This window comes from Actinotalea solisilvae, from assembly GCF_016464425.1.
Lineage (GTDB): Bacteria > Actinomycetota > Actinomycetes > Actinomycetales > Cellulomonadaceae > Actinotalea > Actinotalea solisilvae.
In genome coordinates this window covers 364,297-378,102 of record NZ_JADDKQ010000001.1, presented here as the reverse complement: position 1 = coordinate 378,102, position 13,806 = coordinate 364,297, and the positions used below count along the sequence as shown (strand labels likewise).

7 protein-coding genes are annotated in these 13,806 nt (G+C 76.8%); 3 read left to right on the top strand and 4 right to left on the bottom strand.

All coding sequences use genetic code 11. From position 1 onward, the window contains the following. Positions 1-159: 159 nt before the first annotated feature. Complete coding sequence (locus tag JIG38_RS01700; protein WP_199421743.1) at positions 160-1,419, top strand: MFS transporter; 1,260 nt, start codon at positions 160-162, stop codon at positions 1,417-1,419. On the opposite strand, the gene JIG38_RS01695 is transcribed toward JIG38_RS01700, so the two are convergent. Together JIG38_RS01695 and JIG38_RS01690 are read right to left on the bottom strand one after the other, a co-directional pair. Then, entirely contained in the window at positions 1,371-2,186 is an 816-nt protein-coding gene (locus JIG38_RS01695; RefSeq protein WP_199421742.1) for a class I SAM-dependent methyltransferase, read from the bottom strand. The two genes, JIG38_RS01700 and JIG38_RS01695, sit on opposite strands and share 49 nt — an antisense overlap. Positions 2,187-2,276: 90 nt before the next feature. After that, positions 2,277-4,934: an ATP-binding protein gene (locus tag JIG38_RS01690; RefSeq protein ID WP_199421741.1), complete on the bottom strand. Its 2,658-nt coding sequence runs from the start codon at positions 4,932-4,934 to the stop codon at positions 2,277-2,279. Between the two features lie 227 nt (positions 4,935-5,161). Between JIG38_RS01690 and JIG38_RS01685 the strand changes: the two genes are divergently transcribed. Beyond that, on the top strand, positions 5,162-8,395 hold the full coding sequence (locus tag JIG38_RS01685) for a LamG-like jellyroll fold domain-containing protein (RefSeq protein ID WP_199421740.1): 3,234 nt from the start codon (positions 5,162-5,164) through the stop codon (positions 8,393-8,395). Positions 8,396-8,405: 10 nt separating this feature from the next. Here the strand turns inward: JIG38_RS01685 and JIG38_RS01680 are convergent, their stop codons facing one another. Next, positions 8,406-10,613 carry an alpha-galactosidase gene (locus JIG38_RS01680; RefSeq protein ID WP_199421739.1) on the bottom strand — a complete coding sequence of 736 codons (2,208 nt, stop codon included), beginning with the start codon at positions 10,611-10,613 and terminating at the stop codon, positions 8,406-8,408. A gap of 11 nt (positions 10,614-10,624) precedes the next feature. On the opposite strand from JIG38_RS01680, the gene JIG38_RS01675 reads away from it, so the two are divergent. Further along, positions 10,625-11,680 (top strand): LacI family DNA-binding transcriptional regulator, encoded by a 1,056-nt coding sequence (locus JIG38_RS01675; RefSeq protein ID WP_199421905.1) that lies wholly within the window; start codon positions 10,625-10,627, stop codon positions 11,678-11,680. A gap of 83 nt (positions 11,681-11,763) precedes the next feature. Here the strand turns inward: JIG38_RS01675 and JIG38_RS01670 are convergent, their stop codons facing one another. After that, on the bottom strand, positions 11,764-13,695 hold the full coding sequence (locus JIG38_RS01670) for a glycosyl hydrolase 53 family protein (RefSeq protein ID WP_199421738.1): 1,932 nt from the start codon (positions 13,693-13,695) through the stop codon (positions 11,764-11,766). Positions 13,696-13,806 lie beyond the last annotated feature (111 nt).

Sequence of the window (13,806 nt, the reverse complement as noted above, 5' to 3'; positions counted from 1 at the left end):
ACTCATCGGCGCGCGCGGGCCGGCCTTGAGGTCTCTCCCGCTCCGTTCCGAGGGCTGGGACGCGGGGTGGTGCGGGCGCAGGCGGCGGGTGGACAGCCACACCCGGCTATGCGTACGCTCGTCCACATACCCGTCGGTCGACGCTCGGAGCGCCCCCGCATGTCTGCTGCCCCCGTGACCCCACCGCACCTGCGCCGCGCGCGCGCCGCGGTGTCGGCCGTGTTCTTCGTCAACGCGGTGCTCTACGCGAACCTGGTGCCGCGGCTGCCCGAGGTGAAGGAGCAGCTCGGTCTGAGCAACGCCCAGCTCGGCACCGCGATCGCGGCGATGCCGCTCGGCGCGCTCCTCGCGGGCCTGCTGGCGCCCGCGCTGATCCAGCGCCTCGGCTCCGCGCGCGTCGCCGCGTTCGGCCTTGTCGGGTCGGCCGTCGCGGTCGCGGTCGTGCCGCTCGCCCCGGGCTGGGGCGCGCTCGCCGCGGTGCTGCTGCTCGCAGGGGCGCTCGACGCGGTCATCGACGTCGCGCAGAACGCGCACGGCTTCCGGGTCCAGCGCGCCTACCGGCGCTCGATCGTCAACGCGTTCCACGGGCTGTGGAGCGTCGGCGCCGTCGTCGGCGGCCTGCTCGGCTCGGCGGCAGCGGGCCTCGGCGTGCCGTTGCCCGTGCACCTCGCGGCGTCGGGCGTGCTGTTCTCCGTGGTCGCCGTCGTCGCCTACCGATCCATGCTCCGTGGCCCCGAGGACGCCGAGCGCGAGCCCGTGCCCGAGTCCGACGGGGCCGCCGGTCGTCGGGGAGCCCGTCCGCGCCTCGCCCGCGCCGCGCTGCTCCCGCTCGCGGCGCTCGGCGTGCTCGCCGCGTGCGGGGCGCTCGTCGAGGACGCCGGGTCCTCGTGGGGCGCCCTGTACCTGCGCGGCGAGGTCGGCGCCGACGCCGCGACGGCGGGCCTCGCGTTCGTCTCGCTCTCCGTCGCGATGACGGTCGGGCGCCTTCTGGGCGACCGGGTCGTCGACCGGTGGGGCCAACGCCGCGTCGCGCTCGTCGGGGGCGCGGGCATCGCCGCGGGCATGGGCCTCGCGCTCGCGGTGCCGTCCGTCGCGACGACGCTCGTGGGCTTCGCGCTCGCCGGCCTCGGCGTCGCCACCCTGGTTCCCGCCGTCATGCACGCGGCCGACGAGCTCCCGGGGCTCCCGCACGGCGTCGGCCTCACCGTGGTCAGCTGGCTGCTGCGCGTCGGCTTCCTCGCCTCGCCCGCCCTCGTCGGCGTCGTCGCCGACGCGACGAGCCTGCGCGTCGCGCTGCTCGGCGTCGTCCTCGCGGGCGTCGGCGTGCTGGCGACGGGGCGCGTGCTCGCCGGTCGGCCCACGACGCCGGCTCAGGCGCCGTCCGAGGCGGGGGACGTCCGCGCGACGACCTCGAGGTAGTCCATCCGCAGCACGAGCGTGGCGTCGTCCGACACGTCGAAGCGCCGCACGACGTCCACCATCTCGGCCTTGAGGCTCGCGGCGCGGTCGGCGTCGAGCGCGGCGACCGCACGGTTCGTCGGCCCGTAGAAGGTCGTGAAGAACTCGACCTGGTGCTCGGCGGACGGGAAGCGCCAGCGGAACGCGCGCCGCGGCGCGTCGACCGCGACGTCGGGCCCGAACAGCTCGGCGAGCCGCGCCGGGTCGCCCCACTCCACGGGCGGGCGCAGCCCGGCCGGCGGCGGCAGGTACCGGCCGATCGTGCGGAACAGCTCGCCGACGTAGCTGTCGGGCGTCCAGTTGACCATCCCGACCCGGCCCCCGGGCCGCGTCACGCGCAGCAGCTCACGGGCCGTCTGCTCCTGGTCGGGTGCGAACATCGCGCCGCACGTCGACAGCACGGCGTCGAACGTGGCGTCGCCGAAGGAGAGCGCCTCGGCGTCGCCCTCCTCGAACGCGACGTCGAGGCCCTCGGCGTCGGCGCGCCGGCGTGCGCGCTCGAGCAGCGCGGGCACGTAGTCGACGCCCGTGACCCGGGCGAACCGGCGGGCGGCCGCGAGGGCGGCGTTGCCGTTCCCGGTCGCGACGTCGAGCACGCGCTCTCCCGCGCGCAGGTCGACCGCCTCGACGAGCTGCTCGGCGACCGGCAGGAGCCGCGAGCCGACGGCCGCGTAGTCGCCCGAGGCCCAGGTGGCCTGCTGGCGCTGCTTGATGGTGGTGGTGTCCATGGGAGTCCTCCGTCCTCGGGGCCTCGGCGAGGCCGTACGGCGACGGTAGGGACGGCGCGGCCGCGCCCGGATCGGGAGCGGCTCCCCAGGTCAGGGCACCGCGTTCCCCATCTCCTGACGCCCGGGCGCTGCACGCGGTAGGGGGCGGTCGGGGAGGTCGAGGGCCACGCCGAGCCGTCGCGCGGCCGCGGCGGCGTCACGGCGCGAGGCGACGCCGAGCTTGGCGAGGAGGGCCGAGACGTGGTGGCCCACGGTCTTCGCCGAGAGGGACAGCCGTGTCGCGACCTCGGCGTCCGTGAGCCCCTGGGCGAGGAGCGTCAGCACCTCCGCCTGACGGGGCGTGAGGCCGGCGGCGTGCGCCGCCGTCGCGCGGATCGGGCCGCGCGGGACCGCGCCGAGCCCGTCGCGGCGCAGGTCGCGGCGCACCCGCTGCGCCGTCCGGTGAGCGCCCAGCCCGTCGAGCAGAGGCAGCGCGGCGAGCCGGGCGTCGTCGTCGCCGGACCACGCGAGCGCGAGCGCGCGGTGGTAGGTGAAGCCGAGCGCGCCGAAGGCGTCCGCGGCCTCGCGCCACCGGCCCGTCACCAGGAGGTGGTAGGGCGGCGCGGCGGTCCGGGGGACCGCCGGCAGCGCACCCGCCGCCCACAGCCAGAGCGCCAGCTCGCCCACGAACCACGGGTGGGCCGCGGCCACGGCGCGGTCGTAGACCCGCGCGACCTCGGCCGCGGCCCGCGGGTGGTCCCCGGCGAGCCACGCGTGCTCGGCGCGGGCGGCCGCGACCGGCACCGTCCACTGCAGCTCGGCCGTCGCGAAGCCCCGCGCGGCGGCCTCGTCGAGCGTCGCGTCCGCGTCGGGGTCGCCCCGCCGGGCCTGGAGCAGGCCGAGCGGGACGAGCGCGTCGACCACGCGCGCCCCGCCGCTCGCGCGCTCGGTGAGCGCCGCGCGCGCGTCGCGCTCCGCGCCGGTCCAGTCGCCGAGGTCCAGCCGGAGCCGCGCCCGGTGGCCGAGCAGGTGCTGGACGTACCCGCCGAGCTCGCGCTCGCGCGCGTAGCGCAACGCGCGCTCCAGGTCCTCGGCTGCGGCCGCGTAGTCGCGGTGCTCGGCGGGGATCGTCGCGAGGTTGCACAGCGCCCGGGCGGCGTCGTCCTCGAGCCCCGCGGCGGCCGCGATCTCGAAGCCCCGCTCGAGGTCGGCGCGCCCGGTGGGGTCCTCGCCCTGGAGGCGCGCGGAACCGATGTTCGTCAGGGCATGGCTGAGCGTCTGCCGGTCGTCGAGCTGCTCGGCGAGCGCGACGGCACGTCCGGCCCACTCGACCGCAGGGGCGAGGTGGTGGGCGAGCATCTCGAGCTGCGCGCGGTTGCTGTACGCCATCGCGAGCTCGTGCCCGGGCCCGACGGCCTCGAGCACGTCCACGGCGCGGGCCGCGGCGGCCTCCGCCGCCGCGCGGTCGCCGTCCCACCAGTGCAGACGCGAGAGCCAGCGGAGCCCGGACCCCACGCGCTCGGGCTCGGCGAGCTGCTCGCGCAGGAGCACCGCGGCCCGTCGCGCGGCGACGGCCTCGGACGAGAAGCCGGCGAGGTAGCACTCGACCGAGCACGCCTCGAGCAGGTCGGCGCGGTCGTGCGGGGTGAACCGGTCGGCGTGGAGCAGGGCGACCCGGTGGTGCCCGACGGCCTCGCGGTGCGCGCCGACCGCCGCCGCCTGACGTGCGGCCTCGGGAGCGTGCCGGACCGTCGCCGCGACGTCGTCCGCCTCGCGCGCGTGGTGCACGAGGCGTGCGACGTCGACCGGGCGGTCCGTCGAGGTGAGCGCGTCCAGCACGCGGCGGTTGAGCTCGCGCCGCACGACACCGGACGTGGCGCCCTCCACGGCGCGGCGCAGCAGCTCGTGCCGGAACCCGACCGCGTCCGGCGTCGAGACCAGCAGCCCCGCGGCGACCGCGTCGTCGACCGCGCCCGCCGACGGGCCGAGCACGGCCTCGACGAGCCAGGTCTCCGCGCGCGTGGGCACGACGGCGACCACCCGCAGCGCGTCCTGCGCCTCGGGCGGCAGCCCGGCGACCCGGGCGAGCACGAGGTCGCGCACGGTGAGGGGCACGTCCGCGTCCCCGGCCGCGAGCACCTCGGTGACGAGCAGGGGGTTGCCGCCTGTGAGCGTGTGCAGCCCCGCCTCGGCGCGACCCGCCGCCCTCGCCAGGTCCGCGACGGCGGCGGGGGAGAGCGGGTCCAGGTGGAGGCGCACGACGGTGTCCGTCGGCAGGCGCCCGAGGACCGTGCGCAGCGGGTGGTCCGCCGCGAGCTCGTCGTCGCGGTGGGTGACGACGACCAGCGCGCGGACGTGGCGGACCCGGCGCGACAGGAGGAGCAGGAGGTCCAGTGTCGCCTCGTCGGCCCAGTGCACGTCCTCGACGACGAGGACCTGCGGGGGGCCGGGCCGGTCGAGCTCGTCGAGCAGCGCGGCGAGGAGCTCCTCGCGCGCGCCGCCGTGGGCGAGCAGCGCCGCCAGCCGCCCGCCGACCTGGCGGGCGACGTCGTGCAGGGGGCCGAGCGCCCGCGGGGTGAGCAGCGGGTCGCAGACGCCGAGCAGCACGCGACGCGACCCCGCCTCCTGCTCGACGAACCGCGCGACGACGCTGGACTTGCCGATCCCGGCCTCGCCGGCGAGGAGGGCCAGCCGGCCCTCCGTCGCCGCCCCCTCGAGGGCGGTGGTGAGCGCGTCGAGCAGCACCCCGCGCTCGAGGAGGTCGGCCATGGCGCGACGCTACGCCGGTGCGACGTCGGGGTGGAGTCCCCGCCCTCCGTCCACGGATCGGGCGCCCCGCAGTGATCCTCGTCACGTGCCCGGACCGGCTCCGCGCACGGCGCCGTGCGAGCGGTCGTGGGTCCGGCGGACCACCGCAGGGGATCCGGACGAATGCCACGTAACGTCCTCGTGGGCGCCACGGTCACCGTGATCCGGGCGGTCCCGCGGAGTGTGCGATGCGAGTTCCCCCGACGGCCCCCCGACGCCGGGTCTCCTGGGTCCTGCTGTCCCTGCTGGTGGTCGGCGCCGCCGTGGCGCCGCCGGCCGTGGCCGACGTCGGGCCCGCGGCCGTCCCGCCGCCGCCGGCCGTGACCGCGGACCCGCTGCCGACGACGCAGGTCGACGGGGTCGTGTGGACCCAGCTCGTCCTCGGCGGGACCGTGTACGTCGGCGGCAGCTTCGCCTCGGCGCGTCCCGCCGGCGCGGCTCCGGGCGTGGGCGAGGTCCCGCGCCGCAACCTCCTCGCCTACGACCTCGCGACCGGGGAGCTCGTGCCCGGCTTCGCCCCCGTCCTCGACGGTCAGGTCCTCGACCTGGCCGCCTCGCCCGACGGCCGCACGCTCTACGTCGCCGGCCAGTTCACGTCGGTCGACGGGCAGACCCGCTACCGCGCCGCGGCGTTCGACGTCGCCACGGGCGCCCTCGTGCCCACGTTCCGGCCGGTCCTCAACGGCAAGGTCAGCGCGATCGGGGCGACCGCGTCGACGGTGGTCATGGGCGGCACGTTCACCTCGCTCAACGGCGTCCCCCGGAGCAAGGTCGCCGCGGTGAGCCCGACCGGGGCCACCCAGCCGCTGAGCGCCGACGTCCAGGGCGGCTCCGTGCTCGCGCTCGCCGTGGCGCCCGACGCCGCCTCCGTCGTCGTGGGCGGCAGCTTCACGAGCGTGGGCGGCTCGTCCTCCCCGGGCTACGGCCTCGCTCGCCTCGACCTCGCGAGCGGCGCCACGCTGCCGCTCCCGGTCAACAGCGCGGTGCGCAACGCGGGCGCGAACGCGGCCGTGATGAGCCTCGAGACCGACGGGACGGCGTTCTACGGCACCGGCTACCACTACGGCACGGGCGGCAACCTCGAGGGGTCGTTCGCCGCGTCGTGGGCCACGGGCGACCTCGTCTGGGTGGAGGACTGCCACGGCGACACGTACTCGGCGTTCCCGATCGGCGACGTCGTCTACCAGGCGTCGCACAAGCACGACTGCAGCAACACCGGCGGCTTCCCGCACACCAACCCGGGCACGTACCACCGGGCGACGGCGGTGACGCGCGCGGCGACGCGGGTCAACACCCCCGACCCGGACGGCGCCGCGGACCACCGCGGCCGGCCCGGCCCGACGTTCCTCGAGTGGTACCCGGAGATCGACGCCGGCACCTACACGGGCAAGAACCAGGGTCCCTGGACGGTCACGGGGACCGCGGAGTACGCGCTCTTCGGCGGCGAGTTCACGCGCGTCGGCGGGGTCGCGCAGCAGGGCCTCGTCCGGTTCGCCGTCCCCGCGCTCGCCCCGGACGCGGTCGGCCCGCAGCTCACCGGCGGCACGACCGCGCTCGTGGCGCGCTCGACGGCCGCGGGCCGGGTCCAGCTGAGCTGGCGCGCCGGCACCGACGCGGACGACGCGACCCTCACGTACCGCGTGCTCCGCGGCTCGCCGTCGGCGCCGCCGGTCCACGAGCAGACGCTGACGACGTCGTTCTGGGACCGCCACGCGATGACCTTCCGCGACGTCGGCCTGCCGCCCGGGTCGACGCAGCAGTACCGCCTCGTGGTGAGCGACCCCGACGGCAACGTCGCCGAGTCGGCCTGGGTGAGCGTCCAGGTGAGCGCCGCCGGCGCCCGCTCGGCGTACGCCGAGACCGTCATGGACGACGCGCCCGCCGCCTACTGGCGGCTCGGCGAGACCGCCGGGACCACCCTCGACGACACCACCGGCACGCTGCCCGCCACGGCGGGTGCGGGCGTCGTGGCGGGGGGCCCGGGCGCGCTCGCGGGCGACGCCGACGGCGCGACGCGCTTCAGCGGCGCGACCACGGCGTCCGCCGCGAGCGCGGTCGCGGGCAACGCGCCCGAGGAGTTCTCGGTCGAGGCGTGGGTGCGGACGACCTCCACGACCGGCGGCAAGATCGTCGGCTTCGGCAGCCTCGCCACGGGGACGTCGAGCCAGGCCGACCGGCACCTCTACATGGACGACCGCGGCCGGCTCCTCTTCGGCATCCACACCACGGGGCTCACGGCGGTCCTCGGCTCGCGGTCCTACAACGACGACGCGTGGCACCACGTGGTGGGCACCTACGCCGACGGGACGATGCGGCTCTACGTCGACGGCGCGCAGGTCGCCGAGCGGTCCGGCCTCGTCTACGTGCGCCCGTACTGGGGACGGTGGCGCCTGGGCGGCGACCGGCTGCTGGGCTGGCCCGCGGACCCGACGTCGGACAACCTCGCCGCGACCCTCGACGAGGTCGCCGTCTACACGCGCGCGCTGAGCGCCGCGCGCGTCGCGGCGCACCACACGGCCGGCCGGACGGTCGCGGCCAACCAGGCGCCGACGGCGTCCTTCGCGGCGACGCCCTCGGGCCTCGCCGTGCGGGCCGACGGCGGCGGGTCGAGCGACCCGGACGGGCGCGTGGCCACGTGGTCGTGGGCGTTCGGGGACGGGGCCACGGCCACCGGGCCCGTCGTCGACCACGCCTACGCGGCGGCCGGGACCTACCCCGTGACGCTCACGGTGACGGACGACCGCGGGGCGACCGCCTCCATGACGCGCGACGTCACGGTCACGGCGCCCCCCGCGGGCGTCCTCGCCCAGGACGCGTTCGAGCGCACGGTCGCGGGCGGCTGGGGCACGGCCGACCTCGGCGGGACGTGGACCGCGACGGGCACCGCCGCGCAGCACGCGGTGGGGACGGGCCAGGGGCGCCACGTCGTCGCCGCGGGCGCGACGCTGACCTCGGCGCTCGCGGTCGCGTCCACGAGCACGGACGTCAGCGTGGTCGTCAGCCCGGACCGCGTGCCCACGGGCGGCGGCGCGTTCGTCGTGGTCCAGGCGCGGCGCGTCGCCGCGGCCGACGCCTACGCCGCGCGCGTCCGGCTCCAGGCCGACGGCAGCGTGCAGCTCCACGTGACCCGCGGCAACGGGTCGCCCGTGGCCGGCGTCGTCGTCCCGGGCCTCACGTACGCCGCGGGCGACCGCCTCCAGGTCCGGGTGCAGGCCACGGGCTCGTCACCCACGACGGTCCGCGCCAAGGTCTGGCGCGCGGGCACGCCGGAGCCGGCGGCCTGGCACACGCAGGCCACGGACACGACGGCGTCGCTCCAGGTGCCCGGGGCCGTCGGCCTGTCGACCTACCTCTTCGGCTCGGCGACGAACGGCCCGCTCACGGTCGCGTACGACGACCTCGCGGTCCGCGCGGTGCCCTGACCCTGCGCGGTCAGGCGTCCTCGGCGACGAGCTCGAGGACGGTCGCCCGCTCGGGGAGCTGGACGGGCGGCCGCAGGCCGACGGCGTCGAGCTCGCGGCCGGTCAGGGTGACGCCGCGCTCGAGCCACGCGAGCCCCGACTGGCCCGCGTGGCGCGCCGCCGCGGTCGGGTCGAGCGCGCGGACGCGGTAGCGGCGCACCGGGTCGAGCCCGGGGAGGCGGACGCGCCCGGGCGGGTAGGACGCCGTCGTGCCGGTCTGGGTGAGGACGAACACGGCCGACGCGCCGTCGGGCGCGACCATGCCCCGCACGTCGATCCCGGGCTCGGTCCCGTCGGTGCCGACCACGCGCCCGGTCGCGACCAGCGGGCGCAGGCGCTTCGCGTGGGCCACCCACTGCGCGATCCGCCGGCGCGTCGGCCCGTCGGTGCGCGTGAGGTCCCACTCGATGCCCGCGTGGCCGAGCAGCGCGACGGCCGCGCTGAGGTCGAGGTCGACGGTGCGCCCGGTCGAGTGCACGACGGGGCTGGTCAGGTGCATGCCCATCATCTCGGGCGGCACGACGAGCCCCGTGTAGCGCTGGATCGTCAGCCGCTCGAGCGGGTCGAGGGTGTCGCTGGTCCACACGCGGTCGGTGCGGTCGAGGATCCCGAGGTCGACGCGCGCGCCGCCCGACGCGCAGCTCTCGACCTCGAGCCCCGGGTGGGCCGCCCGGAGCTCGTCGAGCAGCCGGTAGAGGGCGAGCGTGTGGGCGCGCACGCCTGAGGTGCCGTCGGTCCCGCCCGCGTCCAGCAGGTCGCGGTTGTGGTCCCACTTGAGGTAGGCGATCGGGTACTCGTCGAGGAGCGCGTGCAGGCGTCCGGCGACGAAGGCGTGCGCGTCGGGGTGGGTGAGGTCGAGCACCTGCTGCTGGCGCGCCGCCGGTGGCAGCGCCGTCCGCCCGCGGAGCACCCAGTCGGGGTGCGCGCGGACGACGTCGGAGTCCGCGTTCACCATCTCGGGCTCGACCCAGAGCCCGAACTCCAGTCCCAGCCCGGTGACGTGCGCGACGAGCGGGTGCAGCCCGTCGGGCCAGACGCCCTCGTCGACGAACCAGTCGCCGAGGCCCGCGGAGTCGTCGCGTCGACCGCGGAACCAGCCGTCGTCGAGCACGAAGCGCTCGACGCCGACCTCGGCGGCCGCGTCCGCCAGCGCGGTGAGCCGCGCGAGCGTGTGGTCGAAGTAGACCGCCTCCCACGTGTTGAGCGTGATCGGGCGTGGCCGGCGCGGGTGGTGCGGCCGACGGCGCCACGCGTCGTGGAACCGGTGCGCGAGCGCGTCGAGCCCGTCGCCCCACGAGCCGATCACCTCGGGCGTCACCAGCTCGGCGCCCGGCGCGAGGACGACCTCGCCCGCCGCGAGCAGGTCGCCGCCCGCCAGGAAGGCGTCGCCGGTCGGCGTGCGCTCGGCCAGGACGCGGTGGTTGCCGCTCCACGCGACGTGGATCCCGTGGACGCGGCCGCGCTCGAAGCCGAAGCCCGGGCGGCCCGCGGCCAGCAGGAGCGTCGCGTCGGCGCCGGGCCGGCCGCGACGGCTCTCGCGCAGGTGGGTGCCGAGCGTGAGGGCGCGCCGCTGCGGCGACCGCTCGCGGAGGTGACGTCCCGTGGTGTCGAGCACCTCGGTCGCGTCCCACGGGAGGGGGAAGGCCAGCAGCACCGAGGCGAGCCGGTACGGGGTCGCGCCGACGTTGCGCACGACGGCGCGCTGGTGCAGCAGGCCGCTCGGACCGACGCGCAGCTCGAGGTCGACCTCGAGCCCGGCCTCGGCGTCCGCGAGGTGCAGGAGGGCGGTGCTCTCGTCGGCCCGCACCGAGACGAGGTCGAGCCGGACGCTGGGGGAGGAGCCGTCGCGGTGCCCCTCGATCCCGGGGGTGCCGAGCCACCCGCCCGCGGGCGTCGGCAGCAGCGTCGGCGCGGCGGGCACGTCGAGTCCGCCCGAGACACGCTGGGGGAGGCTCGCGAGCACGAGGTCCTCGAGCTGCTCCGCGCCGGGCCCGGTGAGGTCCTCGCCCCAGTGGACGACCGCCGGGTGCGGCCACGCACCCAGGTCGAGCACGACGCTCGTGCCGCCGGCACGCAGGTGGAGAGCGCGCGTGCGCCCCTCCGGCCCGTCGAGCCCGCTAGGCCCACCCGGACGGTCGTCGTCGGGAGTGGTGCCGGTCGTCGTCGCCCCGTCGCGCATGGACACCGATGATGGCAGCGTCCGTCCCGCGCCGCGTCGTCCTAGGCTTGGGACCCGTGAACCAGCAGCCGCGCCGCCGGCCGACGATCAAGGACGTCGCCGCCGTCGCGGGCGTCTCGCGGGGCACGGTGTCGCGCGTGCTCAACGGCGGCCGGCTCGTCTCGCCCGACGCGCTCGCCGCGGTCCAGGACGCCATCCGCAGCACGGGCTACCAGACCAACAGCCACGCGCGCAGCCTCGTGACCGGACGGTCGAACTCCGTCGCGTTCCTGCTCACCGAGCCCCAGCACCTGCTCTTCGAGGACCCGACCTTCGCGATCCTCCTGCGCGCGGCCGCGGAGGCCCTCGGCGCCCGCGGCATGCCGCTGCTCCTCATGGTCGCCGGCACCACGGACGAGCGGCGCCGCATCACCGACTACGTGGGCGCCGGTCACGTCGACGGCGTCCTCGTGGTCTCGTCGCACGCGGGCTCGCCGATCATCCCCGCGCTCCTGCGCAAGGGCCTGCCGGTCGTGGCCTGCGGCGCCCCGCTCGGGCTCGAGGACCGCGTGGGCTTCGTCGAGGCCGACGACCTGGGCGGCGCCCGGCGCATGGTCCAGCACCTGCGTGAGCGCGGGCGCACGCGCGTCGCGACGATCACCGGGCCGCTCGACACCCCGGGTGGGCGCAAGCGGCTCGAGGGGTACCGCCTCGAGCTCGGCGACGACCACGACGCGTCGCTCGTGGCGCACGGCGACTACACCCGCGCCGGCGGCGAGGCGGCGATGCGCGACCTGCTCGCCCGGCGGCCGGACCTGGATGGCGTGTTCGTCGCCTCCGACCTCATGGCGGCCGGCGCGCTCGCGGCGCTCGCCGCGTCGGGGCGGCGCGTGCCGGACGACGTCGCCGTCGGCGGGTTCGACGACTCCGGCCTCGCGGCGACGCTGCACCCGCCGCTCACCACGATGCGTCAGCCGTTCGACCGGATCGCGCAGGAGATGGTGCGCCTCCTCCTCGAGGTCGTCGCGGGGAGCGAGCCGGCGGCGATCACGCTGCCGACGACGCTCGTGGTGCGCGACTCCACCTGAGGCCCCCCCGGCGGCGGACGGGTGGCCGGCGACGCCGGCGGCGGCCCGGGTGGGGCCACCGCCGGCGGCGTCGGGCGTGCCGCTCAGGACCTGCCGAGCGACCGGCGCACGACGTCGACCACCGCGGTCACCGGGCCGTGCCCGACCGTCGTGCCCGCGACGACGACCTCCCCGGGCGCGGAGGTCGCGCCCGCGGGGACCGGGTCCCAGGCGACCGGCACCGCGTGGAGCGTGCCGTCCGCGTCGAGCACGTCGACCGTCGGCGGCAGCTGGACCGGGTCACCGACCCGGACCGTCCGGCGGACCGTGTCGGCGACGACGTGCTCGGCGTCGCTCGCCTCGTACACCTCGACGGTCTCGTGGAAGGTGAGCACCGGCCAGGCGCTGCTCGACCAGTCGATCATCTCCTGCCAGTTCGCCGGCTCCCACACCAGGACGCCCGCGCCGCGGTTGTCGGGGAGGTCGTTGGCGATCCGGAAGACGTCCTGGAGGAAGAGGCCCGCGCCCTCCGCGGTCTTGGGGTAGGGCGAGTTCGGGACCGGCAGGCCGTCCCAGTCGTTCGACTGGTGCGACGTCTCGGCGATCTCCATCGCGTAGCCCGGGTGCGCCGCGGCGACGGCGTGCAGGTTCGCCTCGTAGTGCTCGGGCGTCCCGTGCCAGTCCGGGTAGTAGGAGTGCGCGATGACGTCGATGTCCTGGCCCCGGGCGTGGAGCCGGGTGAGGAACTGGTCCCAGAACTCGAGCGTCTTGTCGACCCGGCCGTCGTCGATGATCACGTGGGTCTCGACCTGGATCTCCTCGCCGTGCGCCGCGGCGACGTCGCGGACGGCCGCGATGCCGGAGGCCTGGAGCGTGACGAAGCGGTCCCAGGCGGCGTCGTACGCGGCCTGCTCGGTGGGGTCGTCCGAGCCCCAGTAGTCCCACAGCAGGGCGCCGCCGGGCTGCGAGACGAAGGACGGGTCGTGGTTGAAGTAGCACGTGCCGCACCAGGCGGCGTCGTCGAACCAGGGCTGCGGGCGCTCGCTGCCCCACAGGAAGCCGTTGATGAGCTCGTTGCCGACCGCGACCTTGTCGGGGACGGCGCCGCGCGCGACCAGCGCGTCGACCGTCGCGTACGTGTAGTCGTAGACCGCCTGCGTCAGCTCCTCGAACGGCAGCTCGCGCCACGCGGTGGCCTTCGCCTGCTTGCTCGGGTCGGCCCACGAGTCGGCGTAGTGCAGGTCGATCCCGAGGCCCATGCCGCGCTCCACGACCTCGCTCGCCACCTCGAGCGTCCGCTCCGGACCCTGGAACGCGGGCTCCAGGTACTCGCCCGTCCGCTCGTCGCGGGGGTCGTTGAAGACGCGCAGGCGGACGTACTCCATGCCGGCGTCGGCCGCCGCGTCGAGGAGCGGCACGGGCTCGGCGCCCTCGTCCACGACGTAGGTGAGCCCCTGCGCGTCGTCCTGGTCGGCGTAGGACAGGTCGGCCCCGAGCACGACGTCGTCGCGCAGGTAGTTCCAGACGGACAGCTCGCTGACGCCGACGACGGCGCCCGGTGACGCGTCGGTGATCGTCACGCGGAGGAAGGCGATGCCCGGCCGCGCGACGAGGTGCTCCTCGCCGCGCCCCGGGTGGCGCTGGTCGGAGCGGTCGGCGAGCGTCTCCCAGGACGTGCCGTCGGTGGACGCCTCGACGACGTACCGGTACGTGCCGTGCGCGTCGGGGAGGAGCACGCCGACCTTCCGGATGCCGTCGTACGCACCCCCGAGGTCGAGGACGAGCGAGTGCGGCCCGCGGCCGCGCGCCGTCCAGGCCGTCGCCGGGTCCCCGTCGACGGCGAGCGCCGCGAGGTCGGCGGCGCGGGTCGCGCTCACCGTCACCCAGGGCTTGGCGGCGAGGTTGCTGCGCACGGGCGGGAAGTGGACGGCGCCGTCGGGCTCCTCGGCGGAGGCGGGACTCGTCCCGGCGAGGGCGAGGGCCGCGAGGGCGAGGCCCGCGAGCAGGGGTCGGCGGCGTCGGCTGAGCGGCTGCATGGGACGTCCTCGTCTCATCGTGGTGTGCACGTGCACAGTGGTTCACGGCCACGGTAGGAGCGGGTCGGGCTCGAGGTCAACAGGGCCTGGAGCTGCCGTGGCTGGGAACGC

What these genes read in the sequence shown, in the direction of transcription:
- JIG38_RS01690 (WP_199421741.1), bottom strand. Translation starts at nt 4,934, where the DNA reads ATGGCCGACCTCCTCGAGCGCGGGGTGCTGCTCGACGCGCTCACCACC.
- JIG38_RS01695 (WP_199421742.1), bottom strand. Translation starts at nt 2,186, where the DNA reads ATGGACACCACCACCATCAAGCAGCGCCAGCAGGCCACCTGGGCCTCG.
- JIG38_RS01685 (WP_199421740.1), top strand. Translation starts at nt 5,162, where the DNA reads ATGCGAGTTCCCCCGACGGCCCCCCGACGCCGGGTCTCCTGGGTCCTG.
- JIG38_RS01670 (WP_199421738.1), bottom strand. Translation starts at nt 13,695, where the DNA reads ATGCAGCCGCTCAGCCGACGCCGCCGACCCCTGCTCGCGGGCCTCGCC.
- JIG38_RS01700 (WP_199421743.1), top strand. Translation starts at nt 160, where the DNA reads ATGTCTGCTGCCCCCGTGACCCCACCGCACCTGCGCCGCGCGCGCGCC.
- JIG38_RS01675 (WP_199421905.1), top strand. Translation starts at nt 10,625, where the DNA reads ATGGCAGCGTCCGTCCCGCGCCGCGTCGTCCTAGGCTTGGGACCCGTG.
- JIG38_RS01680 (WP_199421739.1), bottom strand. Translation starts at nt 10,613, where the DNA reads ATGCGCGACGGGGCGACGACGACCGGCACCACTCCCGACGACGACCGT.